This window comes from Paenibacillus peoriae, assembly GCF_022531965.1.
Classification (GTDB): Bacteria; Bacillota; Bacilli; order Paenibacillales; family Paenibacillaceae; genus Paenibacillus; species Paenibacillus polymyxa_D.
The window spans coordinates 2,635,715-2,662,209 of the sequence record NZ_CP092831.1 but is presented as its reverse complement, the minus strand read 5'-3'; the positions used below and the strand labels follow the sequence as shown (position 1 = coordinate 2,662,209).

The window sequence follows — 26,495 nt, the reverse complement described above, 5'->3', positions numbered from 1 at the left end:
ACCAGGTTCTAATACCAGAATCATTTTTTAATCATTTTTTTGGAAAAAAATAAATTGGGTAAAACCAACAACAAAAAGAAAGAGCCTGATCTCAGGCTCTCAGGCTGTCGAGAAAGTCTCGACAGCCTATTTTATGTTAATTTTGTTTAAGACGACACCGCGTTAATGTTGTATAATATAGGTAACTATTGTAGAACGGATGGTGTTGATATGCTACGCTCCAACCGCGAAAAACAACAATCCTACGAATTTGTTTCCATCGAAGATCTGGTTCCTCAAGATCACTTGCTCCGCAAAGTAGATAAGTATATCGATTTTTCGTTTATCGATGATAAAGTTCAACCACTGTATTGTGCAGACAACGGGCGTCCTGCCATTGATCCTACCGTATTGTTTAAAATGATCTTTCTCGGTTATTTCTATGGCATTCGCTCAGAACGGCAACTCGAGCGAGAAATTCAGACGAACCTAGCTTATCGTTGGTTTCTGGGGTTGGGCTTAACGGATAAAGTTCCGGACCATACGACGATTAGCTGGAATCGTCGCACTCGCTTTAAAAACACCACGATCTTTCAAGATATCTTCGATGAAATTGTGTTGCAGGCGATCTCTCACCGAATGGTGGGTGGGCGTGTTCTCGTCACCGATTCCACACACGTCAAAGCCAATGCTAACAGGCACCAGTACACCAAAGAACAAGTGTTGCAGAATACCAAAGACTATATGGGCGAGCTGAACGAAGCGGTGAAGGATGACCGGAAAAACCACGGAAAAAAGCCTTAAAATCCCGAGAGGAAGTGAACGAAGAAAAAGAAATTAAAGTGAGCAAAACAGACCCGGACAGCGGCTATATGATCCGTGATGGCAAGCCCGAAGGCTTCTTCTATCTGGACCACCGCACGGTGGATATGAAGTACAATCTGATTACGGATGTGCATGTGACACCAGGGAATGTACATGATTCTGTCCCCTATTTGTCCCGTTTGGATCGCCAAAGAGAACGTTTTGGTTTTCAAGTAGAAGCTGTTGCACTAGATTCAGGTTATTTAACAACGCCGATTTGCCGAGGTTTGCAGAACCGAAAGATTTTTGCCGTGATTGCTCACCGAAGATTCCATCCCAGACAAGGACTGTTTCCGAAATGGAAGTTTGAATACGATGCCAAACGCAATGCGTATAGATGCCCAGCCCAACAGGAACTGCCCTACCGAACGACGGACCGTAAGGGATACCGGCAGTATGCCTCTGACCCAGCTCAGTGCCAGCATTGCCCACTGCTAAGTCAGTGTACCCAGTCTCGAAACCACCGCAAAGTGGTGACTCGGCATGTCTGGGAAGACAGCAAAGAGTGGGTACGGAGCAACCGGCTGAGCCCATCTGGTAAAAAGCTGTACCGCAAACGAAAAGAGACGATTGAGCGAAGCTTCGCGGATGCCAAAGAGCTCCATGGGTTTCGCTATTGCCGTTTGCGCGGTCTTCCAAACGTCAGGGAACAAGCCCTTATGACGGCAGCCGTGCAGAACATGAAGAAGATGGCGATCCACCTAGATCGCCTGGAGAAACAGGGGTAACCCCCCTGCTTCTCCAGAGACCAGAGCATTATGATGTAAAAAAGAAACCCACGTCTCAAAATGACGGGGTTTCTCGACAATCTGAGAGCCTGATCTCAGGCTCTTTTTCTTCACTGCAATCTTGATCTACAACTGGAGTTCTACCCCTGTATAAGCCGCTTCCTGACCATTTACGAGCAACGCAATCCGATGCGTTCCCGCATAATGGCGACGAGTTGTCAGGTCTGCAAAACGGTGTGTCCGTGTACCTGTAAGATGGGTTCCTCCGGAGACCGTTTTGTCAGATAGCAAAAACAGTTTACGTGAGACTTGTCCTCTCGCCTTTACAAAGTCAATGCCGTACTCGATGCGGACTCGTACCGGGTCACCTTCACGAAGCTGAAGCGCGTAGCTCAACTCACAGCTATCACCAAGCTTTAGCACGGTAGGGTCTGTGGTGAAAGAGGCACCCGTGACCAACGGTGCCCCGTCTGTTTCATCCGCATAGCCGAACATTGCCATCACTTCGGGGATGGATTTGCGAATCAGGGTCCGGCAGCCATGACGCACAATCCAGTCTGTGTCAGGATGTGTCCCTTTCCACCGTTGAGCCGTAGCAATGACCACATCAGGATGATCCTTGGCAATATCGTTCAGGTTGTTGGCTACACTTTTACGTACATATAGTGATCGATCGGCTTTCAGTAATTCCAATACAGCCAATACTGGAGCAGGATCGCGCTTAAACACAGGCAACGCCTGTCCCCAGGGTAGCCGTGGACGGCAGCCTTCGCTGGCAAGACGACGAACGTGCTCACTTTGATGTCCCGCCCAGGTCGTCATTTGCTGCATCATCCGTTCCGGTTCACGCAGGAGGAAGGGTCTTACGGCGAACTCCGCAGAGGACCTAGATGTGAATCGCTCCAGCGCCTTCATGGACAGGTCCCAATCCCCTTCTCCCTGCCCATACACCTCCACAAAATCGGGGAAAAACAAGTACGGAAAACCACTGCAATGCTCATCTATAGTAAAAAGAATACCCAGAGCTTCTTCATAATTACTGGGCAAAAATGCCCCTAATGTTAACGAAATACGCCGTATTCGTTCTTTCAGCTCCAGCTCATCCCATTTTTCATCCATCACTTGATGGATAAATCCGATGGTATCGAACGGCCTGTATGCAGACTGTACTTTTTCACCGAATTGTTGAAGAAAATTCTCCGTATACATATTTTTTAAGGGCTCGGCCATTATATATCTCCTTTTGAATGAGGTTGAGAGAATTGTAGCAAGGCATACTAAAAATGCCAAGTCCTATGATGAGGACCTGACATTTTTACATCAACACAAGAAATCGATTTAACTTATAATTCGTGTTGGGCAAACCAATTGGTAATGCGTTGCAGTCGTTCCACGCGAAGCTGCGGGTGCCCTTTTCGTGAAAGCTCGTGACTTGAAGCTGGAAAACGGACAAATTGCGTAGGTTTCCCCAAGCGACGCAATGCTGTAAACAGCTGTTCTCCCTGCTCTATAGGGCATCGCAGATCCTGCTCCCCATGTAATATGAGCAGCGGTGTGTTAATTTGCTGCACATAAGCCAGTGGAGATTGCCTCCACAAGAGCTCGCAATCCTCCCACGGATTCCCGCCGACTTCATCTTCAGTAAACGAGTACCCTATGTCGCTCACTCCATACATTGACAGCCAATTAGATATGGAGCGCTGGGTTACAGCTGCGCGGAAACGATCGGTATGGCCAACAATCCAGTTTGTCATAAAGCCACCATAGCTGCCCCCTGTTACACCCAGCCTTTCCGGATCAATGAATGGGAACTGGCGTATAGCCTCGTCCACTGCGCTCAGTAGATCAGTGTAATCGCGTCCGCCGTAATCTCTAAGGACGACATTGGTAAAAGACTGTCCGTACCCTCGACTTCCTCCGGGATTCGTGTAGATGACTGTATATCCCTGAGCGGCCAGCAACTGAAATTCATGAAAAAAAGAATTGGAATACATGGCATGAGGGCCACCGTGTATCTCCAAAATGGCAGGATAGGATACTCCCTCCTTAAACCCAGCAGGCTTCATTACCCATCCCTGCACCCGTCGGCCATCCTCAACCTCCGTCCAAAAGCACTCAGGCACACTAATCTCAATCTCATCAAGCAAAGAATCATTTACTCGTGTCAGCCGTTCCTCAGTTCCTGAATGAATCGCAATCCGGAACAAATCGCCTGGTAAAGTTACATCGGTGGAAGCGGCAATGATATGCTGCTCATCCGATGTAAGCTCGAATTGGTAAATTTCTCGTTCTCCTTGCGTTAAAATTTTAAAAGTTCCATCAAGAGCAAACTGATATACGTGCACATTTCCTTCACGTGTAACCAGCGTGTACAGGGATTGACCGTCCGCACTGAAGCGTGGCGGTCCTATATGAAGATGTGAACGCATGTCGCTCATACCCGCATTACCAAGGTGAGCGTCAAGCGTCTCACTAACGCATACTGCCTTCCCCCCACTGGAAGGAACCGTGTACAGTCGGGTCTGAGTAGCGCCTTTGGCATGTCGATCATGGCCGTAAAAGGCAATCGTTGAACCGTCGGGAGAATAAGCAGCACTCTCGATGTGCAGTTCAGAATGGGTCAGCTTAAGCGGTGCTGCGGCATCATCATTTGAAATCGCAGGAGTTATCGTAAACAAATCATTTAGTTCACGTAAATCCGTATCCTCTTTCGAATGTTCTGCGATTCTGGCGACGAATAAAATACGTTGAGCATCCGGTGACCACACAGGCTCTGCCACATCATAAGCGCCGGAAGTCAGTTGAACTGTGTGCCCCGAAGTCATATCCGTTACATACAAGTGATCACGAGTATCATCCAACAGTCCATAGCCGTCGGATTTAGCTTTCGTTCGATTAACAACTCGTCCCTTAAGTTGCGTCTCCTGAGTTCCTTCATCGGATATCGGGCTTGACGGGTTCTCGGCCGTTTTAGCTACAAACGATATGCAGGTCCCATTAGGAGACCAGGCTAATGAACGAACGTTGTTCTCTACGTATGTAAGCTGTCGTGCCTCTCCCCCGCGTTCTGGAATAATCCATACCTGGCGCTTGCCGTCTGTTGTACGGAGAAAAGCTAGTTGTGATCCGTCGGGTGACCAGACAGGCATTTCATCTTTCGGTCCGTATGTAAAGGGTAATGCGCTAGCGCCATCGGACGATAATAGCCAAATTCCTGAGTTATAATCTGTCCGTTCTTTATTAATATAATGTTCTACGTAAGCGATTTCACCACTAATAGGATGAATAGCTGGATCGCTAACCCAGTGAAGTCGATATAAATCCTCGGCTGTTATACAGCGCTTGGTCGTGCTAAATTGCGAGTCGCCCAAAAAAATCCCTCCTTATATCATCAGATTCCACATTTTCAAATTTTAATTAATCCGATTAATTTTATGTGATTATAATAATTATACAATTACGTTACTCTTTTAATTTATTTCTGTCAATTTGTCCAAAATTAAAAAGCCCCTCTCTCAGTCGCTATCGACCAGAAAACACCGTTATTTCGGTTAATTTCATGAGAGAGGGTAACGTTATTCATCAATCATAACTGAAAATTCATTCGCTCCAAGCCCCTTTCAGCGAACGAATCGGCTTCGTCTGTTCCGGTTGATCGGGTCTAATTTTGGTTGGCTGTCTCGGCTTCATTTTTTTCACGAATGTAAGTGGAGAATAATTCAGGATTCACCACTTTACGCAGTAAATGCATCGTCCCGTCCCCTGTTCCATGGTCAAAAGCATGGATACGTTCATATCCCCAACGCTCGTACATGGATAGCAAATAGGGATGCTTTTCTGCAGTCGCCAGTGTTACTGCAGGAGCTCCCACCTGATCACGTATAATCGTTTGCTCTACCCAATTCAACAATTTTTTCCCATATCCTTTGCCCTGGGTAGCCGGGTCTACAGCAAACCACATCACAAACGGTAGATCGGTTATAAAATTAAGGGCTCTATTTTTGAGATGGCTAACGGTAGCCTGAATGACACCGTCTACTTCCAGCACATAGCAATCATTATTTTTAATATTTTCTTGAATGAGAGCAACGTCTGCCTGAGCGGCAGGCCATCGAAGCCCCAACTGCCGAATTGTTTCATACGCCTCATACGTCACATACTGCAATCTTTCTGCGTCCTCTTGGAGTGCCAGACGATAGATTTCACTCATACTAACCCGCCTCCTTATAGTGTTTTTATAAAACGCGTGAACCACTATATAATTATTCCTATCTATTTAATCAGATATAAAAGTTAACATAACTGTAGCATGCTCACCATCCAGCGACAAATTAATTTTTTCTATAACTCCATTTAAAATAACAATATCCCCTCGAAAGAGGGGCATTCGGTAAATCAAAGTCAACGCAAAAAAGCCCGAAAGCCGGGCCCCTTTACTTTCTTGACGAATAAAATGCTGTCCATGCCTCAGGCATTTTCAAACACAACATGTTTGCAGTGTTACTCCACAGGGGCAGTAAAGCTGCGTTTGGCAAACTCGCTGTCCAGCATATAAAAGGCGTTGCTGTCTCTTTCAATGCGTTTAAGCTTCTGGATAACACTGTCGAACAGCGCTTCTTCCTCGACTTGCTCATCAATAAACCATTTCAAGAAATGGATCGTTGCATGCTCACGTGCATCGAGGGCCAAGTCAGCCAAATGATAAAATTTTTGCGTGTTTTGCTGCTCATGCTTGTAGCCATGCTCAAATACGTCCAGCATGGAATCGTAGCTGTTCTTGGGCTCTGGTAATGCAGCCAATGTAGCACGTCCTCTACGGTCATTAATGTATTTATACAGTTTCATGGCATGAAACCGTTCCTCCTCAGCTTGTACTAGGAAGAAGTTTGCAAACCCATCCAGACTTTCACTGGAGCAATAAGCAGCCATCGCCAGATATACGTGAGCGGAGTAAAATTCAAAGTTCATTTGCTCATTCAGAGCCTGTGCCAAATTGTCATTCATGTCTCAGGTCACCTCGGTCATGTATGTAATGATGTAACGATCATAGTGTACCACGAATCCGATCACAAAAAAACGGACGGAAATGAATCCAGTTCAGTGCTCTCACATTCCGCCCGCGATTTCCACAATCAGTTCGCAATCAAGGCTCCAGGCCCCAGACACGTTTGTCGTTTATATACAAAGGTGCTTTGTCCCAATCCGTATAAGAGGTCTTGGTAGAATCATAGGAAAAATCATCACTTTCGTTATAGTCGCTCCAGTCCGTCTTGTTCATGCGAATTTGAATATCTCCTGTATTTTCCCCTGCTGCCAGACTTCCCGCACCAGCTCCAAAGGAGATCTCCAGATAATAATCTGCACCTGTAACGGCCTTATCCAGTTTCACAAAACGTCCCTGAACGTTACTACTACCCAACTGTGCATAGTCACAATGGAATTCCTGTGACTTGTCGCCATCTACGGTATAGTAGTATCTCAGCTTAACATTTTTCAGTTCGACAGCCTCTTTACCCTTGTTTACAACACGGAACAGTGGCCGAATCTGGTTATCTCCCGGATTAGTGTCGCCCACGCGGTATTGGGCAATCACGTCTCCCGTTGCTGGAATGGGAGCTGCCGTAGGCTTAGCACTGACCTCGACAGAATCCGGGCTGGTTCCTAAAGAATTTGTTGCATTTGCTACATAATAATAAGTGGTTTCATTCAGCACTCCTGTATCCTTGTAAGTGCTGTCTGTTACCGTTGCTACTGTGGTATAAGGACCACCACTGGTTGTCGAGCGCTTGACCGTATAGCTATCGGCACCCGTCGCTTTGCTCCAAGTGAGTGTAACCTGAGCATCCCCTGCGTTTGCCTTCACATTTGCCGGAGCTTTGGGAGCTGTCGGCTCGGTTGGGCCACTACCGTTAATGAGACGGTCATACTCAGCATAAGCCGTTGCCATATCGACTTGGGACCAGAAACGGTGATACGTAAATTCTGGAGCACCTTTATCCCATTTTTTGGTCTGATTGTTCCAAGAAGTCGTGTATTTATCTTTAAGATAGGACCATTGCGGATCTTTAGTGATATTAGGCCGGATATCGCTATAGCTGGAATAGGTACCATTGCCGCCCTTGGACGGGTCAGAAGCGGTAGCGTCTGTGCCAGGGATCGTGTTGCCTTGTCCAGTCTTACCACTCCAGCCGTTCGGGATATACACTTCTTTAGTAAAATAACGATAATAATCCTCGCGAGCTTCCTTCGTTGTAATACCTATACCATCGTTATAACCCCATGCAGCATCAAGCAAAGCTTTAGACAGATCCTTAGCTTCCTTGCCTAACTCGGAATAGTCTCCTTTTTCAGCTTTCGTTCCAGCAGCAAAGAAAGTAAGTGCTTTAACATAGCTGCCCAGTACTCCGGCATCCTGCCCCGGATTCTTTGTTACCACATGGAGATTGGTATTCCCTTTATGATTGGCAAATCCGCTCCAGGTTTCAGGCTTTCCACTCCACTCCAGATTGCTCGGCAGCCAGAATTCGCCTTTAGCTGCTGTAGTAGCCACTTTCGGATTTTTGCCACCCAGAATACGCTTGCCTTGTGCATCCAAATAATATCCCTGCACGTCAGTCACAGGCCGTTCGTTGGCAAATACATAGTTCTTGGACCATGCGATCCAGTTTTCCGTCACTTGTTTAGCCATTTTAAACTGCTCGGACGAAGTATCCCCTTTCTTGGCTAAAATGTAGTACAGCTCGGCAACTCGCTCGACAGGCCAAGCCTGCATCCCGAACCAGTTGTTCGACGGTGGATCGTTATATACAGGAGCCCCTGTATAAGCCATGCCATAAAAGGTGCTTGTGCCAGATGGATAAGCCTTGTAGGCACCATCCCAGCTATTCGTCGCTCCGCCTGCAATGGCCCCCTCATCGGATTGCAGCCAAGTATAAAACTCCAGTTGGCGCTTCAGCGAGGTCGCCCAATCCTGTCCCGCCGTTGGTGAATTCGGTATTAATCCACCATCTTGGTTGGACAACGCATATGCTGCGACGACATTTTGGTAGCCCTGATGTGCATGGCTGGCACCAATACGCCAAGCCCAGTTGCCGCTTTGGCCAAGTCCGCCGCCCCAGGATGTATACCATGCCATCAGATAAAGACTGGCATCCTTGCCCGTACCAGCAATTGGACTTCCATTGGAAGCGCTTCCGGTTTTCTGGAAGTATTTATCGTACATGCCGTAACGCAAAAAGTCTCCCATCTTTTTGGCTTTATCCAAATATACGGAGTTGTCATATCCCAATTCCTTAGCCCAGTACATCGCTTGAACTGCCCGTGCATCTGCATCGGTGGCATTCGTGTAACGCCATTGCTGAGCCGGGGCATTATTTTCCTTGGTGAACAAGCTCATAAAGCCTTCATTAGGCTTGCCAAACTTTTGATTGTCTTGCGATGGATGTGGTACAACCTCCCAGACCGATTCCTGTTCCCCGCGCTGGAAGGTGTTTACATAGGCTGCTGTATGCGACGGATTCAGAAGATTTCCGAAACCGTACCAATTATCCACGTCCAACAACCAGTGCATCAGATAAGTCTGGTTGTTGCCATAGGTTGCCTTCAGCTCAGAGTCCAGTGGATCCTTGCCAGCACCATACTGACCACTTAGGCGGCTTGGGTACTGATCCGGCTGCGAATATTCTGCTGCATAAGTGGCGGGGCTGTTCGGGTTATAGTTACTCATTGTCGGTTGCTCTTCCTTACCGTCGCCTTCATTAACAGGAATGATATATTTCTCCATGTTGTCCCACGCGGATTCCAAATGCCCCCAATCCCCGGTATAATGACCATACAGTACTTCCAGCCACATCCAGTAGCTGTACGCTTCCGAAGTCGTTAAGTGTCCGTAATCCGGAGCCTCGCTCATGAGCGTTTCAACGGAATGATAAGGTATGCCTTCTTTTGAAAAGTATCCGCTAGCCGGATCCTTCAGCTGTTTATACAATTGTAGAAAGCGTGTCGATTCCGGTGTTGTAGCTGATGCACGGTCGGGTTCTGCCTGAAATAAGCCCAAGGTTAACGGAAGTACCAAAATAGCTGACATGACCATAGAGACAGATTTCCTGAACACGGATTTTCTGCTGATCACTTTGCATTCATCCTCTCCATTATCAATTTTGACTTTACACAAGATTTTATTCCGAAAAATGACAGCACAAAAAGACAGCACCATCACCTCACTTTCCCATAAAAAAGGTGGAGGACACGCTGTCTATTGCTCCAAATGCTTCGCATTGGCCCTGGAAAAAATATACCACACTAGGCGCCAAATGAGAGTCGAAAAATTATATATGTTTAGAGTTTCACAAGGAAAATTGACGAAATCAATTGGAATCGGTACTATTTCACAGGGAGGCGTTAAAACATGAAAATTTTGCTATTGCTTGGTTGTATCGTGATGTTTTTAGCCGTAGCGCTTGGAGCGTTCGGCGCACACGCATTGAAAAAGAGACTTTCCGCAGACATGATGAGCATATTCCAGACAGGAATTCAATATCAAATCGCTCATGGACTGGGTTTGCTGCTGCTTGGAGTTCTTGCTGACAGACTTGTCCATTCTTCTCTCATCGTAACCGCAGGCTGGGTTATGCTGGTGGGTATTCTCCTGTTTTCCGGCAGTCTGTATGCCCTTAGTGTATCCGGTGTGAAAAAGCTTGGAGCAATCACCCCATTTGGCGGGTTGGCTTTTTTGGCAAGCTGGGTCATTGTGATCGTGGCGGTTGTGCAGGGTTAAACAAGGGTAACGAAACAGAGACTTGGAAAAGGAGGCGCTTCCAAGTCTCTCAAATTATTAACGTAGCATTCCTGAGTATTATGAAAGAATACATTATTTCGTCTGCACTTGTTGCGCTTTCTGAGCGGCTATCCGGTGTCCTTCGATATAACGTCTGGATTCAGCCATCTCATGCTCCTGAGCAGCTTCCATAATAATATGAACTCCCGGCTTGTACTGCTCCAGCAGTTCCATGTAGAGGCCATAGTTCATGTCTCCAAAACCCGGCGGCACCGTCTCAATTTCACCCGACGATGACAAACGCCGGTCTTTGGCATGCGCAGCGATAATCCGGGGGCCCAGCAGTTGGAAAGCTTCCCGAATGATCTCATCCTGCTGCGCCATATTTTCCGTTTTCAGCAGATTACCAGGATCAATCACAACACCGATGTGTGAAGAGGGCACTTCCTCCAGAAAGGTAGCCAACTCTACGGCAGTTCCTACCAAGTGATCGTTTGCAGCTTCCAATCCTACGAATACGCCCCACTTCTCCGCTTCATCTGCTAATTCACGCACTACTTCCCTTACAACTCTCCAGTCACGTTCCGTATAGGCGGTACCATCCTCATTACGTCCCACTTCAGCTGCAACCATGGGTGCTCCTAACAGACCCGCATATCGGATCAGCTCTTTAAAGCGCTCTACATTTTCACGCAGCAATTCCTCATCCTGTACAAAAAAATGCAAATAGCACCCGAGCACCGATATGGAAACACCATGCTTACGAAATTCTTCTGCGATAGACAGTGCCAATCCCGGATTGAACTTACCCGATTTATTAAAATCCACATCACTGATCGCTCTCCACGGAGCCAGCTGAACATGAGTAAAGCCCGCTGCGCCTACCTTTGCAGCCAATTCGCGATAAGGCAACTTGCCAAACAAATGTGCCAATACACCTACTGTCACTAAAATTCACCTCTTATTTTTATTTTTGTATGCTACTTGTTACCGTACTCTGCTCCAAGGTCTCATTGATGATGTGCGTAATCCGCTCCACTTCATCATGAATAAAAAAGTGTCCTCCCTCAAAGGTAAACATACGAAATTGCTGATCCGTATGCTGTGCCCATGCCTCCGCATCTTGTAAGGTCACCGTGTTATCGGTCATTCCCGTCAAAGCGGTGATAGGACAATGTAAAAGTGCGGCTTTAGCCGTGTACTTATACAACTCAACAGCTTTGAAATCCGCTCTTAACACGGGCATAAAATAGTCGTATAATTCCTGATTGTCAAAAATCGCTTCCGAAAGCTGACCGTACCGCTGCAAATGCGTCCTGAACTGATCTGCGGGCAGATCGTGTAACCACGGGGAATTTCTTGGGACATGCGGTGCCCGTCCACCCGAAACGAACAGATGAGCAGGCTTGCCATATCCACCGGCCACCAGCTTGTAGTACAGCTCGAATGAGATCATCGTCCCCATACTGTGGCCGTATATGGCATAAGGATTGCCGGGGGCTATCTCTTCGCTGATCTTGTGCAACAGATCCTCGCTCATCTCCTCAATGCTTTCCTTTAGCGGTTCCCCAGAACGAATACCCCTGCCCGCTAATTCCAGTGGAACAAGCTTAATCTGCGGAAGTAGCGACTTTTTCCATTTGAAGCTGACCGACGCCGATCCGCCTGCATATGGGATGAAAAATAATGTGATAGGTGCCATTCTTGCAACCTCCTGCCTTGCTAAGTTCTAACTTTTTCATTTTAGCATAAAAAGGTATATTTACCCATTTCAAATATTTTGCAAATCCCAGAAGAAAGGTTAAGAAAATCAAGCGCATTTTACATAAAGCGGGAAATGTCTTCCTAAAGGAAGAATGGCTTCATGTTTGAATATAATCATGTATTGGGCCTTTTATTTTTTCAAATCGAGAGGAGTTCTGCGCCGTGAAGTATGGTTTCTTCGATGATGTCAATCAAGAATATGTCATCCACACCCCTCAAACCCCTTATCCTTGGATTAATTATTTAGGTAATGAACGATTTTTTGGACTGATTTCCAATACAAGTGGCGGCTATGCATTTTACCGTGATGCTCGCTTACGTCGCTTAACACGTTACCGGTACAATAATATTCCTGTCGATAACGGTGGTCGTTATTTTTATATTTATGATGATGGGGATTATTGGACTCCAGGCTGGATGCCGGTCAAACGGGAGCTGGAGCAGTATGAATGCCGCCATGGACTTGGTTATACCTCAATTATGGGAGAACGCAACGGTATTCGAGCCACGCAGCTGGCTTTTGTACCCCTATCCTTTGACGGCGAAGTCCATCAGGTTAAGCTTCAGAACACATCGTTACAAACCAAAAAGATCAAACTCTTTTCGTTCGTGGAATTTTGTCTGTGGAACGCCTATGACGATATGACCAACTACCAGCGCAACTTGAACACGGGCGAGGTTGAGATACAGGACTCTGTCATTTATCACAAAACGGAATACCGTGAACGCCGCAATCACTATGCTTTTTTCTCTGCTAATCGTCCGCTAGCGGGTTATGATACAGATCGTGAAGCTTTTCTGGGACTCTACAACGGATTAGATCAGCCTCAAACGGTCGCCGCTGGGCAAGCCTCGAACTCTATTGCCAGCGGATGGTCCCCTGTCGGATCACATTGCATTGAGATCACGCTGGAGCCAGGCAAAGAAACAAGCTGTAACTTTATACTCGGTTATGTGGAAAATCCCGAGGAAGAGAAATGGGAGTCCCACGGTGTTATTAATAAAAAACAGGCACATGCCATGATTGCGCAGTTTGCGGATGAAGCCGATGTAAAACAAGCTTTGAGTGAACTCCGAGCCTATTGGAACAATCTGCTGTCCAAGTACACCCTTCAAAGCCACGACGACAAGCTGAACCGAATGGTAAACATATGGAACCCGTATCAATGCATGGTTACATTCAATATGTCACGTTCAGCTTCGTATTTTGAATCTGGTATCGGACGTGGTATGGGCTTCCGGGATTCAAATCAAGATTTGCTCGGTTTCGTCCACCAAATACCGGAGCGGGCACGGGAACGGATTATCGATATTGCCTCTACTCAATTTGAAAACGGCGGAGCTTATCATCAGTACCAACCGTTAACCAAAAAAGGAAACCACGAGGTTGGCGGTGGCTTTAACGACGATCCGTTATGGCTTATTGTCGGTACCGCAGCGTATATCAAAGAAACGGGAGACTTTGGCATACTGGACGAACAAGTGCCCTTTGACGGAAATGTAGAGCGTGCGGCTACGCTGTTTGAACATTTGAAGCGTTCTTTTTACCATGTAATAAATAATCTTGGTCCGCATGGTCTTCCACTCATTGGCCGAGCTGACTGGAACGATTGTCTGAATCTCAATTGTTTTTCCGCTACACCCGATGAGTCCTATCAGACAACACAGAATTTGGAGGGCCGAGTAGCTGAATCCGTGTTTATCGCCGGACTATTCGTATATACGGGACCGGATTTTATTGAGCTTTGCAAGCGCAGAGGTTTGGATGAAGAAGCGTCCACAGCTCAAGCCCATGTGGATCGTATGCGAGCAGCTACATTGGAGCATGGTTTTGACGGGGAATGGTTCTTACGTGCGTATGACCATTATGGAGACAAAATCGGAAGCAAGGATTGTGAGGAAGGTCAAATTTTCATTGAACCTCAAGGTTTCTGTGTCATGGCAGGAATTGGTGTTGAAGAAGGCTTGGCACATAAAGCTCTCGATTCTACACGTGATCGACTGGAAACTCCCTACGGCATCGTGCTGCAACATCCATCTTATTCCCGTTACCACATCAATCTGGGCGAAATCTCATCTTACCCTCCCGGGTATAAGGAAAATGCCGGTATTTTCTGCCACAATAACCCGTGGATTATGATGGCGGAAGCCGTAATAGGACGTGGAGATCGCGCTTTTGAGCTATATAGCAAAATTGCACCTGCCTATCTGGAGGACATCAGCGACATTCACCGCACCGAGCCGTATGTGTATGCACAAATGATTGCGGGCAAGGATGCTGTTCGTGAAGGCGAAGCCAAAAATTCCTGGCTGACGGGTACAGCGGCATGGAACTTTATAGCTATTACTCAATCCATCCTCGGTATCCAGCCGGAATGGGACGGTCTGCGTATTGACCCGTGCATTCCTACAGCCTGGGACGAATTCATAGTCACCCGCGTCTTCCGTGGCGATACCTACGTGATCCATATCACGAATCCACAGCATGTCTCCAAGGGTGTAGCTACGGTTACTGTAGACGGTACCCTCCTTACGAATAATATTCTGCCGGTTGCAGCGGACGGGGCTATCCACCAAGTAAAAGTGTTACTAGGCTAACAAGTTCATGGCCTTCAAAAAAATTAGCTTCAACTTCATCACATAGTATCTTATAATACGAGAATGGCTAAAGATACATTAAGTGTGGTGACATCATGAACAAGACAAAACGGCTTACTCAAACCATGGATTACAAAACAAAGCAAGCCCACTGGGTACGCAAAATGTTATTACTGTATTGGATGATTATAGCTGTACATTTTATCGTCCAGCTGGGCAGCTACTTATTTCTTGATTACGCCGCTTCGCCTTATGAATTTTACGTCGGAACCCTGATTGTTCCTACGCTAATCATGAGTGGTTCCAACTTACTGGCAGAGTTGGCTCATTTTAAATTTAACAGGTATTCTTTTGCGATCCTGTTTATGGCAAGCACCGTCATTTGCTGGATGATTATTCGCCTAAATTATGATATCCGGATTATTCCTGCGCTATGTTTGTTGCCTATTTTCTCTTCTATTCTGTTCTTCAATCGTCGCTTAATATGGCTTTCCTTTGTATTGCAAGTGGTCGTCTTTTTTCTGTTGCTGGCAGCAGATGGATCATTCCGCAGCTATTTGTCAGACTTTGATATTGTGGCGATTCCAACCTTTTTGATTATGTCCACCTTTCTTGCTCTCATTATTCAGGCCAGCGGCCGCGATTTGTTAGTGGATTTGTATAAAACAAAGCGTGCCCAACAGGAATTAATGATCAGTAATGCGATTATCAGCAAAATGTCAATGACTGATGGTTTGACAAAGCTGTACAATCATTTGTCCTTTCAAAACTTTTATGAAAAAGCACTCGAATATGCTGAACAAGGAGCGATCATCCATCTGGCGTTAGTGGATATTGATAATTTCAAGAAAATCAATGACAATTACGGACATCAGTTCGGTGATAAAATTTTGGAAGGCATCTCTCAAATCATTACAGAGCAAATTACAGCGAATGACATTCCGGCCCGCTATGGCGGTGAAGAATTTGCTATTTTGATGTTTGAGCATACTTCTGAGGAAGCCTATCAGATCGTTGAGAATATCCGGCGTGAAGTAGAGAATATGACCTTTCAGGAGAAAATGCAAATCGTTTCCGTAACCGTTAGCATTGGATTAAAAGGCTATACCGAGGATATGAACAAAGACAAAGATGTATTTTTCCAGGAGACAGACAACTATTTGTATCAAGCCAAGCGCTCCGGGAAAAACAAAATTGTTGCTCTTAATCATACCGCTTAATGTAAAAACGCTTCATTTGATGAGACTCCGGCTTGCCGGAGTTTTCTTGTATATAGAGCTTAAAATGTAATAGAGTTGACAACTCCATAAGTTGAAACTAAAATAGTTACATATGTATTGGTTATTTACTTACTAAAAATAAGTCTAAGGAGATGATTTTTGTATGCCAACCCTCGTTATTGTCGTTCACCCTGATCTTGCGGAATCTCGAATTAACAAAAGATGGGTGCAAGAACTCAAGAAACAATCCGGCGTGACCGTTCACAACCTGTATGAAGTATATCCGGATGAGCAAATCAATGTCGCCCAGGAGCAGGAACTGCTAGAGCAGCATGACCGTATCGTTCTGCAATTTCCTTTTTACTGGTACAGCACTCCTTCCCTACTGAAAAAATGGCTGGATAAGGTTCTAACCTACGGCTGGGCTTATGGGAGCGAAGGTGGCAAGCTACAGGGCAAAGAGTTGTTGATTGCCTTGTCTGCTGCCAGTGTTGAGGAAAACTATCAACATGACGGACGGAATAGGTATACGATCGAAGAGCTACTGAGACCTCTGGAAGCTACAGGCCATATGATTGGTGTCAAATTGCTCCCTTATTTCGTACAATATGGTGCTGCAGTACTGACCGATGAGCAACTAGACCAATCCGCACAAAAATACGCGCAAACAGTTATTTCTTAATTTTTTACTAGAAAGCCCCTTGGACGGCGCCTGTCATACCTGCTTTACAGCAGACGGCAGCTCCAACCAAGGGGCTTTACTGATTGATTACATCGTAACCAAGGTACTGGTTACCTGTGCCATGCTTTCTTTAATAATGTCGCAGCCCTTACGCAAGTTTTCCAAGCTTATCGTTAACGCTGGCATAATTTTAATTACTGTATCGTTACGCCCAGCACGCTCAACAATGAGTCCCCTACTAAAGCAGAGAGTCGTTACCTCCTTGGCGAACGCTTCTCCCAGATGAGATACATCAATCCCCCAGATCAATCCCATGCCGCGAATTTCAATAAGAGGATCTATGGATTGGATTTGTTCACGCAAGAACTGCTGAACAAAAGCCTCTTTTTCCTTCACTTGTGCTTCCAGCCCTACCGTATCTCTGAACTCAAGCGCCGCCTTTGCCCCGACGAAAGCAAGCTGATTTCCACGGAAGGTGCCGTTATGCTCACCTGGACTCCATATATCCAATTCTGGCTTGAGCAGCAATAGAGACATGGGCAAACCGTATCCACTGATCGACTTGGACAAAACAACCATATCAGGAACGATTCCCGCCCGCTCGAATGAGAAGAACGAACCAACTCGACCGCAACCGACTTGAATATCGTCCACAATAAGCAAAATATCATGATCATCGCACAACTGTCGCAAATCACGCAGCCATTCGGTATCTGCAATATGAATGCCGCCTTCAGCCTGTACCGTTTCCAAAATGATCGCGGCAGGCTTTTCCACACCTGAATGGGTGTCTGTTAAAAGCTGCTCCATATACAAAATGGTATCCATTCCGTTAAATGTGCTGTTATAAGGTATAAAGGTAACATTGTTCAGGGGAACCCCTGCGCTCTCTCGCATGGAGGTGTTGCTGGTAATCGATAAACTACCCAGCGACATTCCGTGGAACGCACCCATAAAGGCAAAAATACCATTTCTGTTTTTCACCTTGCGTGCAAGTTTCAGTGCTGCTTCCACCGCATTGGTTCCGGTCGGTCCGCAAAATTGCAGCTTATAATTCAAGCCCTTGGGCTGGAGAATACGCTCTGAAAAAGACTCCATAAACTCTTGCTTGGCCGTCGTGTACATATCCAGACCATGCATAATCCGATCGGATGTCAAATAATCCAATAACCGGTTTTTCATAAAATCATTATTATGCCCATAGTTCAAAGCCCCTGCCCCGGCAAAAAAGTCAATGTAACCCTTGCCTGTCTCCGTGTACAGTACATCGTTTTTAGCTTTGTTGAATACAACTGGAAAACTTCTGCAATAGGATCTTACATTGGACTCCAGCGCTTCGAATGTGTTCATGATCTCTCGTCCTCCCGCTGACCTGATTTTAAAAACATACAAGCATGGAAAGCAAAAAAAGTGTAAATATGTAATCTAAATGAGAAGACAGTCTGAATTCACAATGGGATATCCACACCAAAGAATCATGAGTACGATTACAAGAACAATTAAAGTACTAAAATTAAATACAGAGATAGCACATGAGAGTAGATTAGTAGAAGATTAAATAGTGGGTTTTTCTAAGAGGCCTATCAGAGGATGTCAACTCCTATGTAATAAAATACCATAATTTTCATTTAAGTCAATGCATGTTTCTGAGGTGTTTTGTTAAATTTTTGTAATTTATCATCAGCGGCTTGTAGTATATTGTTAAAATAAAACGAAAAATGTCGTATTATAGTGATAAATCTCAAAAATAGTACATTTCCATATCAAATAGATATACATCTGGACTAATTGTCCACAGGATTGTCACAACAAACCTGATCTTTTGACAGACTGTCCAAAGGAGTTTACTCTATCAACAGAACCTGTCAAAACTTGTTGTAAACATTGCAGTTATCCTAACTATTTGGCTCGAATTTGATAGAAAGATAAGGAAATATGATCATGTCTAATGTTTTGATTATTGAAGATGACAATATGCTGGGAGATACCCTTTCCTTGTATTTAACAGGAGAAGACTACAACGTTACTCGAGTGGAACAAGCGTCTGAGGGTATTGCAAGGCTTAAGGTCGTACAGCCCGATATTATTTTGCTGGATCTGCTGCTTCCAGATTTGGATGGCGTGAATCCCTGCCCACTGATACGCAAGCATACGGACGTCCCCATCATCGTGATTTCTACAGAAAACAACATATCAGAGCGCATTCGTACACTTACGTTGGGAGCAGATGATTATATTTGCAAGCCTTTTAGTATGCAAGAGCTAAAAGCACGGATGGAGGCTCTTTTTCGTCGTATTGAAATCACGCGCTTACAAGGAAGTGGCAGAGCACCTGAACCTGAAACGGGCATTACTTTGGATCTAGCGAGAAGAATGATTACCGTTAACGGACAAAATGTGGAGACAACATATTCAGAATTTGAGCTTATGAAGCTTTTTTATTTGAACCGAGGAATTGTATTCAGCAGGTATGCTTTAATTCAGGCTCTCCGTGGCACAGACTCCTTTATTAACGAGAGGGCCGTGGACGTACATATTAACCATTTACGCAGAAAAATCGAAAAAGACCCTAAGAAACCGCAATTGATTAAGACCATCTGGGGAATCGGCTACAAATTTATGCAATAACACGGTCAGCTCCAAGGAAGTGATGACTTGATTTGGTTAATATCCTTCTGAACCGCGCTCAGATGCTCTTTCCAGTCTGGATACAGTTCTCCTGTTGAGGTTTCATTGCTGCGCTTCAATGCCTTTTCCAGCTCTATAACCTTTGCCAGCAACTCAGGCGCGCACAGGTTCCCCGTTCCTCCCTTAAGCGAGTGGATTAATCGAAGAGCAGAAGATAACTGTCCATTGTCCATTTTTCTCACAACTCTTTTATCGAGATACTGGTATTCCTGTATCCATTTGTAAAGGGCAAATTGAAAAATATACACCTTGCCATCCATACCTGCTATCGACTGCTCAGCGTGAATACCATGTAAATCTTGCAGCCACGCTAAATTAATCCAGCTAGTTAACACTCTAGCAGCGGTCAGTTCATGGACAGGCTTGAGCAACACGGCATTAATACCGGCACGAAGACAAACTTCCTGTTCATGCTGCACAGCATCAGCGGTAAAAGCGATAATGGGAAGCCTGTTAAAAGCTTTGTTTCTCCGAATATGTCTCGCCGTCTCAAAACCATCCATCTCTGGCATATGCAAATCAAGCAGCACCATATCCCAGTAACGCAGTTCAAGTAACGCTATTAGTTCCCTTCCGTTTGTGACCATCGTTACCTCAAAGTTACGCTCTGCTAAAAACTCGGTAATCACCACCTGGTTAATTTCGTTATCCTCTGCTATGAGAATTTGATACTTTTGTGTTGTATCCCCTATCTCATTGCGGGAACTCATCGTCGCATGAGTCTCCAGAGTATTACCATCTGCAGGCACTGAATCTTCCTTCTTCCAGCAGAGAACCTCCAGCAGAGCGTTCCGGGTAACGGGCTTGGACAAAAAGGCATCCACACTATGATCCATGTCCCCTGCAGCTATTTTTTCCATCTGAAACACGGTTGTAAGTCCAATGATCTGAGTTATCTGCTTATCCAGCATTTGAAGCCACTGCCTCCGGGAGTCCAGTTCTCTCAAACCTTCCATCCCCATATCAATGATAACATAATCAAAATGCTCACCCTTTTGAAAAGCATCCACACTTTCTTGGAAGGATGAAATAGTGAAAGGTTTTAATCCCAAGTCTTGCAGTAGTTCGTTCAAGCTGTATCTCACCAGTTCATGCTGCGTAACAATTAAGGCTTTGCCTTTGATTTGTTTTTCTATTCGTGTACTTCCTGCATTCAATTCCCCAGTTTCCAGCTCGACATTAAAGTGAAATTGACTGTACTCTCCTAATCGGCTTTTCACCTCTACTTTCCCCCCCATAGCTTCAGCCAAATGCTTGCTAATGGCCAAACCCAGCCCAGAGCCCCCATATCTGCGGCTGGTTGATGTACTCGCCTGGATAAAAGGGACGAATAGCTTGTCCATACACGTCTCGGAAATTCCTATGCCCGTATCTTCTACCATAAAAGAAACGCCTACTCGCCCTTCCTGCTGACTTAGCATTTTTACCTGTAACAATACATGTCCCTGATCCGTAAACTTGATGGCGTTGGTCAGAAGATTTGAAAGCACCTGCTCCATTCGAAGCGGGTCTCCCTTAAAGCTTTTCGGTAACGCCGGGTCCGTTATAAATACGACCTCTATTTCCTTATCTTCTAGCAAAGTTCCAACGGTATCTGCGAGATGCCGAAGCATTTTTTCCGGCTCGAATTCTACCTTTTCCAGTTCCAGACTGCCGGCTTCCATTTTGGAAAAGTCCAATACGTTACTGAGCATGGATGAAAGGGTACGAGAGGAAGTGAGAAGCTTGTGGAGGTAATCTCTTTGAACGGCAGTCAGTTCAGTCTTATTTAACAGCTTTGACAGACCGATGATTCCATTCAGCGGGGTGCGGATTTCGTGACTCATATGAGCCAAAAAAATGCTTTTCGCACGGTTAGCCTCGTCCATCTCCTTTCTTTTCTGCTCTGAGGCTTTATACTCCGTAATGTCCAACACGTGACCGATAACATGCCTAGTAATCCCGTCCTCCATAACCGGATGTAAGGTAATAAGAGCCGAATATTCCCAAAAATCCAATTCAAATACGGTCCGATCACCGAACCAGGCCTGTTTGTAGTATTGGCAAAGCTGCTCCATCGTTTCAGAGGAAAGCTCCAAAATGTCCCCAAGACGCTTCACATGCTCCCTTTTATTGTAGTTGACTTGCATATTCAGACCCACGCGCTCCAGCAATTCACCTTCAAGCAGCCTATAATAAAATTCATTACCGCTTTTCTCCAGCTTGAAGGTAAAGCCAGGTTGAACACCTAGTAAATTCAGCAGATCACGGTCTTTGTTTAACAAGCGTTGTCCATATGTATACTTAGCGGTGGTTAAAGTGTGCACAAACAGAGTCATGAACATTATACCCATCCCTAACTCTAGCACGCAGGTCAACGGTGTTTTATCGCTTATGCCAAAACATAAGAACAAAATTCCCGCTCCTCCATAAAATACACCTGTGATCGCCTGGCGAACAAGTTGACGCTGAAAAACCAAAACTAACAATAAAATCACGATAGCACATAGCACTAAATCTCGAACCAAGTGTTCACCCCCCCTATAATCTTCCATTTTTTATAATATATCAAAAACACAAAAAAACTCAGGACAGATTCCTTATGCCATAAGGCTTAAAGAACTGTCCCGAGCATTCATTGTACTATAGATTCCATAAGGTTCAAGCTCGTTTTAATATTTGAAACGACTGATCATCATCTTCAAATCAGCAGCCATCGTCGAAAGCAACTGTGCTGAAGCTGATATTTCCTCCATGGAAGCCAGTTGCTCTTGGGAGGAGGCAGCAACTTCCTCAGATGTGGCGGCATTACCGGTTGCAATCGTCGCCAGCTCGTTGGCTGTCGCTGCGATTTCTTGTACACTGGCTGATATTTGCTCTGCAATCGCAGCGACCTCCTCTACCTGAGGTGTTGTCTCTCGAATGCCTTCCATCGCATAACCCAGCTTGACAATGGTTGCTTTGGAAATCTGTAGTCCATCCTGCACCTCAGTCGTGACCCTGTCCATCGTCTTCACTGTTGTTTCGGTTTCATGCTGAATTTCGGCAATCAAGGTGGCAATCTGTGTGGCGGATGTCTGAGACTGCTCTGCCAGCTTACGCACCTCATCAGCAACGACGGCAAAGCCTTTTCCATGATCGCCCGCTCTGGCTGCCTCAATAGCTGCATTCAATGCCAGCAGGTTTGTCTGATTGGAGATATCGCCGATAACCTTCGTAATTTCACCGATTTCATGAGAGCGGGCTTGCAAGGTTTGAATCATCTGGTTGGAACGCTCTACTGATTGATGAATGGAATTCATTTGCTCGCCTGTCTGCTCAACAGACTTTCGTCCTTCCTCGGCTTGCAAGGCAGATCGTTTGGCCAAATCAGCTACCGAAATCGATCGTTCAGCAATTTGGGTGATCCCTTGTGCAATTTCATCCAGGGCCACCGAATTATTTTCCAGCCCTGTAGTCTGCTTCTCTGCACCACTGGCAATTTCTTGTACAGCCTGGGACACCTGCTCACTTGCAGCACTGGTTTGTTCCGCGCTTATTGTCAGTTCATTGGAAGAAATTGTGACATGATCTGCACTGTTCCCTACGTTCTGAATGACAGATCGCAAGTTATTCTGCATATTTTGAAAAGCCACTCCTAATTCTCCGATCTCGTCCTCGCTCTTTACTTGAATGTCCTGTGTGAGATCTCCGGCGCTCACATTTACCGCTTGTTCTTTTAACTTTAAAATCGGTTTGATGATGGAACGGATCAGGAAATAAACAATGATAATACCAATCACAAGACAACCGACAATGGTTAGTAAAGTGCTGATCAAAATCGGTCCTGCTGCATCATCGACTTCAGACAAATACAGCGTTCCGCCTATCTTCCAGCCAGTCAGCTTGTTAGTCGCATAGTTCATATATTTGAGCTGGCCCTCATACTCATACTCGTATTCACCAGTATCACTCTGAAACATGCGTGATTCAATATCTGTAATTTTGGTACCTGGTTCCTTCGTCGGATGAACAATGTAAGTATGGTTGTTGTCCAGCAATATGGCATAACCCTCATGACCTACTTTAATATTGTTCAACGTCTCTTTAATACCACTCATTTTCAGGTCAATGCCAATAACACCCGATCCATCTGACGTTGCCTTGGACACAGTAACCGTCATTTGCTTCGAGCTTGCCGAAAGATAAGGAGAACTAATTGCTGCCTTCGCTTGTTCCTTTATCGCTTTATCGTACCAAGGTCTGACTCGTGGATCATAATTATCTGGTAATTGCTTCTGTGGGTAGGTTGTAAATTTGCCGTCCTTCGTACCATAATAAATGGATTCTGTTTCAGGATGGAGTGCAATATATTGCTTAAAGAATTCTTCCAAATTCGCCGCTTGTTCCTCCGTCTCTACCCGATTGCCTTTTAGTCTTTCTGCAAAATAGTCTGCGTCATGTACCTTGGGTTCAATAGTACTATCAATAATAAAATTAGTGCGGACAATAGCCTGCTCGGCACTTTCTTCAATCTGGTTTCGAATCTGCTGACTCGCGCTTATAAACGACAAAGCCCCCACGATCATGGACGGTAAAATCAAAAATGCAATAAAGGCGACCATTAGCTTCGTTTTAAAATTTTTGCTGAGCTTCCTTGCGACTAGCCACTTTTTCCCCGATAACTTCTTCATTAATAAACATCTCCATTTCATTACCTGTATTTCCCAACCTATAGCGAACCTCTTCGTCTTGCCGATGACGACAATCACCCGACAGACTCTCTTTCACATTTTTCACATCTGCTGCTAAAACGCTTGGACATAAAAGATATAAACACGCTAGTTAAATAGGTATATGTACTTATTTTCGAAAACAGCAAGGCTGGTCGGAACCGGTTCTTTGATATAATATACCTAAAAAATATTAAAAAAAATGCAGTATAGATGTTAAGAAAGTGTTAGTTTCATCTCACTATACCTACCACTTAACATGAAAATAATCCCCCTGAAGGTAGCAAACATAGGGTCATTTTTGAAAATCGCCATATATTTTCTACTCCCAAGGGGATTAGGTTCGATCGCTTTATTCAGTTCTAATCCAACAACACCTTCAGATCTTCGAGCCTGGTAACAGGTGCCTGACAGGTAAAATGCTCACACACATATACGGCTGATTTGCCTTCCACAAGATCATAATCACGGATATAAGGAGCCGTCTCTGCAATCTCCGACTGTCCTTCATCCTTCAAAATAACGACCGTATTCGGCCTGAACCCAGCTCGAACCGCCTGAATGAACTGTACGGTCTGCGGATCATCCCTGTGACCCACAATCACAATCTCCTTCGTCGTTCCCATCGCATACAACAACGCGCTGAGCAACGCGGAGTGGCCTGACGGGTAATGAGCAACCATACCGCCAAAAGCCTTAAACTGCTTGGCTGCATAGTTCTCCAATCCAGATTCACCCGTTAGCCGCGCAAGCCGTACAAAATTATAGGCCGCAATGCTGTTACCTGACGGAATGGCTCCGTCATCAATTTCTTTAGGCTTGGCAATGAGCTGCTCACTATCTGACCCATAAAAGAATAATCCGTCCCGTTCCTCATCCCAGAACAAATCGATCATATTTTGATTGAGCGTCAATGCCCGTTGCAGATATTGTACATCGAAGGTCGCCTGATATAGCTCGATCAAGCCCCACACATAAAAAGCATAATCATCCACATAACCGGGATAAGCTGCCTCGCCGTCCCGATAACGCGCCAACAGCCGTCCGTCCTCCTGTCTCAAATGGTTCCACAAAAACGTCTCCGCTTTCTGAGCTTGCTCTGTATATCTCGTGTCTCCAAAAGCTTGTCCTGCCTTCGCCAGTGCAGCAATCATCAATCCGTTCCACGAGGTCAAAATCTTGTCATCTTTGTGAGGATGAACCCGTTGTTCTCTGTCAGCAAACAGCTTGGCCCGTAGCTCACTAACCCGCTGCTCCAGTTCCTGCTCAGTCAAGTCATGCTTGATCCTATAGGCTTCCAGATTGATATCAATCAGGTTTGGAATGTTGTGACCTTCAAAATTGCCGTAAGGTGTGATCCCATACAAATCGTTGAAAAAGGCGGCATCCTTATCGCCTAGTACAGCCTTTACCTCAGAGTCGTCCCAGACATAGAATCTCCCCTCTTCTCCTTCGGAATCCGCATCCTCCGCCGAATAAAAGGCACCACCTGCATCCGTCATGTCCCTTGCGATATATGTAAAGATTTGTTCTGTAATCCGTCGGTACAGTTCCTTGCCTGTCACCTGCCAAGCCTCTGTATACGCGATGGCCAACAGAGCATTGTCATATAGCATTTTTTCAAAATGCGGCACCAACCACTTCTCATCCACGGAGTATCGTGAGAACCCCATGCCTATATGGTCGTAGATTCCGCCCCGGGACATCGCATCCAGCGTCTTCTCTGCCATTTCCAGTGCCTGTTGATTCCCCGTATGCTGTGCATATCGCAGCAAAAAAGACAGGTTATGCGGAGAAGGAAACTTGGGTGCTTCCCCGAAGCCGCCATATTCCTTATCGAAGGTGTGGCTGTATTCATGGAAAGCTTTAGTCAAGCTCTGTTCATCCAGTTCACCCCGATAACCCGCAAGCAAGTCCTGCCGCTCATGCTCGATCAGTACCTGCTCACTCAACTCCACCAGCTCTTCCGGCTGTTCTTTCCACCGGGTACCCACCTTGCCAAGCAGCTCCAACAGTCCGACACGGCCAAACTTCTGCTCCTTGGGCAAATACGTCCCCGCAAAAAAAGGTTTCTGATCCGGCGTCATCAATATCGTCAGTGGCCAGCCTCCATGCCCCGTCATCGTCTGGCAGATGGACATATAGATATGATCCACATCTGGACGTTCTTCACGATCCACCTTAATGGATACATAATCCCGGTTTAATACCTCAGCCACTTCTTCATCCTCGAAAGATTCTCTCCCCATTACATGGCACCAATGGCAAGTGGAATAGCCAACAGATAGGAAAATAGGCTTGTTATCACGTTTAGCCATTTCAAAAGCCTCATCTGACCAAGGGAACCAATTTACCGGATTGTGAGCATGCTGTAGCAAATACGGTGATTTTTCCTTGGATAGTCTATTCGGTTTGCTGCTCGTTGTCATGGGACATCACCACTTCCGTAGTTGAATTTTATACTTGGTACTATTTTACCCTAAATGGGTGGTAAAAGTCGGAAGA

The 26,495-nt window shown here is 45.5% G+C and carries 17 protein-coding genes; 6 read left to right on the top strand and 11 right to left on the bottom strand.

What is annotated here, in order from left to right:
- The first annotated feature begins 210 nt into the window (after positions 1–210).
- A protein-coding gene (locus MLD56_RS11915) for an IS1182 family transposase (RefSeq protein WP_241113507.1) occupies positions 211–1,571 on the top strand; the annotation gives its coding sequence in 2 pieces (ribosomal slippage) (positions 211–778 and positions 778–1,571; 1,362 coding nt in all).
- 126 nt (positions 1,572–1,697) lie between these two features.
- Here the strand turns inward: MLD56_RS11915 and MLD56_RS11910 are convergent.
- The 5 genes from MLD56_RS11910 to MLD56_RS11890 all read right to left on the bottom strand — a co-directional run bounded on the left by MLD56_RS11910 (position 1,698) and on the right by MLD56_RS11890 (position 9,702).
- Positions 1,698–2,801 carry a DNA alkylation repair protein gene (locus tag MLD56_RS11910; protein ID WP_029515025.1) on the bottom strand — a complete coding sequence of 368 codons (1,104 nt, stop codon included), beginning with the start codon at positions 2,799–2,801 and terminating at the stop codon, positions 1,698–1,700.
- Positions 2,802–2,914: 113 nt separating this feature from the next.
- Positions 2,915–4,942 (bottom strand): S9 family peptidase, encoded by a 2,028-nt coding sequence (locus tag MLD56_RS11905; RefSeq protein ID WP_029515027.1) that lies wholly within the window; start codon positions 4,940–4,942, stop codon positions 2,915–2,917.
- A 290-nt stretch (positions 4,943–5,232) separates the two neighbouring features.
- On the bottom strand, positions 5,233–5,781 hold the full coding sequence (locus MLD56_RS11900; protein WP_029515029.1) for a GNAT family N-acetyltransferase: 549 nt from the start codon (positions 5,779–5,781) through the stop codon (positions 5,233–5,235).
- A gap of 290 nt (positions 5,782–6,071) precedes the next feature.
- A complete protein-coding gene (locus MLD56_RS11895) occupies positions 6,072–6,575 on the bottom strand; it encodes a ferritin (RefSeq protein ID WP_029515030.1) in 504 nt (167 codons plus the stop codon).
- A gap of 139 nt (positions 6,576–6,714) precedes the next feature.
- Positions 6,715–9,702: a glycoside hydrolase family 48 protein gene (locus MLD56_RS11890; protein ID WP_029515031.1), complete on the bottom strand. Its 2,988-nt coding sequence runs from the start codon at positions 9,700–9,702 to the stop codon at positions 6,715–6,717.
- Between the two features lie 276 nt (positions 9,703–9,978).
- Between MLD56_RS11890 and MLD56_RS11885 the strand changes: the two genes are divergently transcribed.
- Positions 9,979–10,347 carry a DUF423 domain-containing protein gene (locus MLD56_RS11885; RefSeq protein WP_029515033.1) on the top strand — a complete coding sequence of 123 codons (369 nt, stop codon included), beginning with the start codon at positions 9,979–9,981 and terminating at the stop codon, positions 10,345–10,347.
- 93 nt (positions 10,348–10,440) lie between these two features.
- On the opposite strand, the gene MLD56_RS11880 is transcribed toward MLD56_RS11885, so the two are convergent.
- Positions 10,441–11,295 (bottom strand): sugar phosphate isomerase/epimerase family protein, encoded by an 855-nt coding sequence (locus MLD56_RS11880; RefSeq protein WP_029515034.1) that lies wholly within the window; start codon positions 11,293–11,295, stop codon positions 10,441–10,443.
- A 19-nt stretch (positions 11,296–11,314) separates the two neighbouring features.
- On the bottom strand, positions 11,315–12,049 hold the full coding sequence (locus MLD56_RS11875; protein ID WP_029515036.1) for a thioesterase II family protein: 735 nt from the start codon (positions 12,047–12,049) through the stop codon (positions 11,315–11,317).
- 224 nt (positions 12,050–12,273) lie between these two features.
- On the opposite strand from MLD56_RS11875, the gene MLD56_RS11870 reads away from it, so the two are divergent.
- The 3 genes from MLD56_RS11870 to MLD56_RS11860 all read left to right on the top strand — a co-directional run bounded on the left by MLD56_RS11870 (position 12,274) and on the right by MLD56_RS11860 (position 16,611).
- Complete coding sequence (locus MLD56_RS11870; protein WP_029515037.1) at positions 12,274–14,709, top strand: glycoside hydrolase family 94 protein; 2,436 nt, start codon at positions 12,274–12,276, stop codon at positions 14,707–14,709.
- Positions 14,710–14,804: 95 nt separating this feature from the next.
- Complete coding sequence (locus MLD56_RS11865; protein ID WP_029515039.1) at positions 14,805–15,929, top strand: GGDEF domain-containing protein; 1,125 nt, start codon at positions 14,805–14,807, stop codon at positions 15,927–15,929.
- 163 nt (positions 15,930–16,092) lie between these two features.
- Entirely contained in the window at positions 16,093–16,611 is a 519-nt protein-coding gene (locus tag MLD56_RS11860; RefSeq protein ID WP_029515040.1) for an NAD(P)H-dependent oxidoreductase, read from the top strand.
- Between the two features lie 87 nt (positions 16,612–16,698).
- On the opposite strand, the gene ectB is transcribed toward MLD56_RS11860, so the two are convergent.
- Positions 16,699–17,961 (bottom strand): diaminobutyrate--2-oxoglutarate transaminase, encoded by a 1,263-nt coding sequence (ectB, locus tag MLD56_RS11855; RefSeq protein ID WP_029515041.1) that lies wholly within the window; start codon positions 17,959–17,961, stop codon positions 16,699–16,701.
- A gap of 591 nt (positions 17,962–18,552) precedes the next feature.
- Here ectB and MLD56_RS11850 point away from each other — a divergent pair.
- Complete coding sequence (locus MLD56_RS11850; RefSeq protein WP_029515042.1) at positions 18,553–19,239, top strand: response regulator transcription factor; 687 nt, start codon at positions 18,553–18,555, stop codon at positions 19,237–19,239.
- Positions 19,240–19,244: 5 nt separating this feature from the next.
- Here MLD56_RS11850 and MLD56_RS11845 read toward each other — a convergent pair whose 3' ends face one another.
- From MLD56_RS11845 to MLD56_RS11835, 3 genes are all read right to left on the bottom strand, one after another.
- Positions 19,245–21,806, bottom strand: coding sequence for a response regulator (locus MLD56_RS11845; RefSeq protein WP_029515043.1), 2,562 nt, complete (start codon positions 21,804–21,806; stop codon positions 19,245–19,247).
- A gap of 144 nt (positions 21,807–21,950) precedes the next feature.
- On the bottom strand, positions 21,951–23,951 hold the full coding sequence (locus tag MLD56_RS11840) for a methyl-accepting chemotaxis protein (protein WP_029515044.1): 2,001 nt from the start codon (positions 23,949–23,951) through the stop codon (positions 21,951–21,953).
- A 401-nt stretch (positions 23,952–24,352) separates the two neighbouring features.
- The gene (locus MLD56_RS11835; RefSeq protein WP_029515046.1) at positions 24,353–26,419 is read right to left on the bottom strand and encodes a thioredoxin domain-containing protein; all 2,067 of its coding nucleotides are present in this window, start codon (positions 26,417–26,419) and stop codon (positions 24,353–24,355) included.
- Between the last annotated feature and the right edge of the window lie 76 nt (positions 26,420–26,495).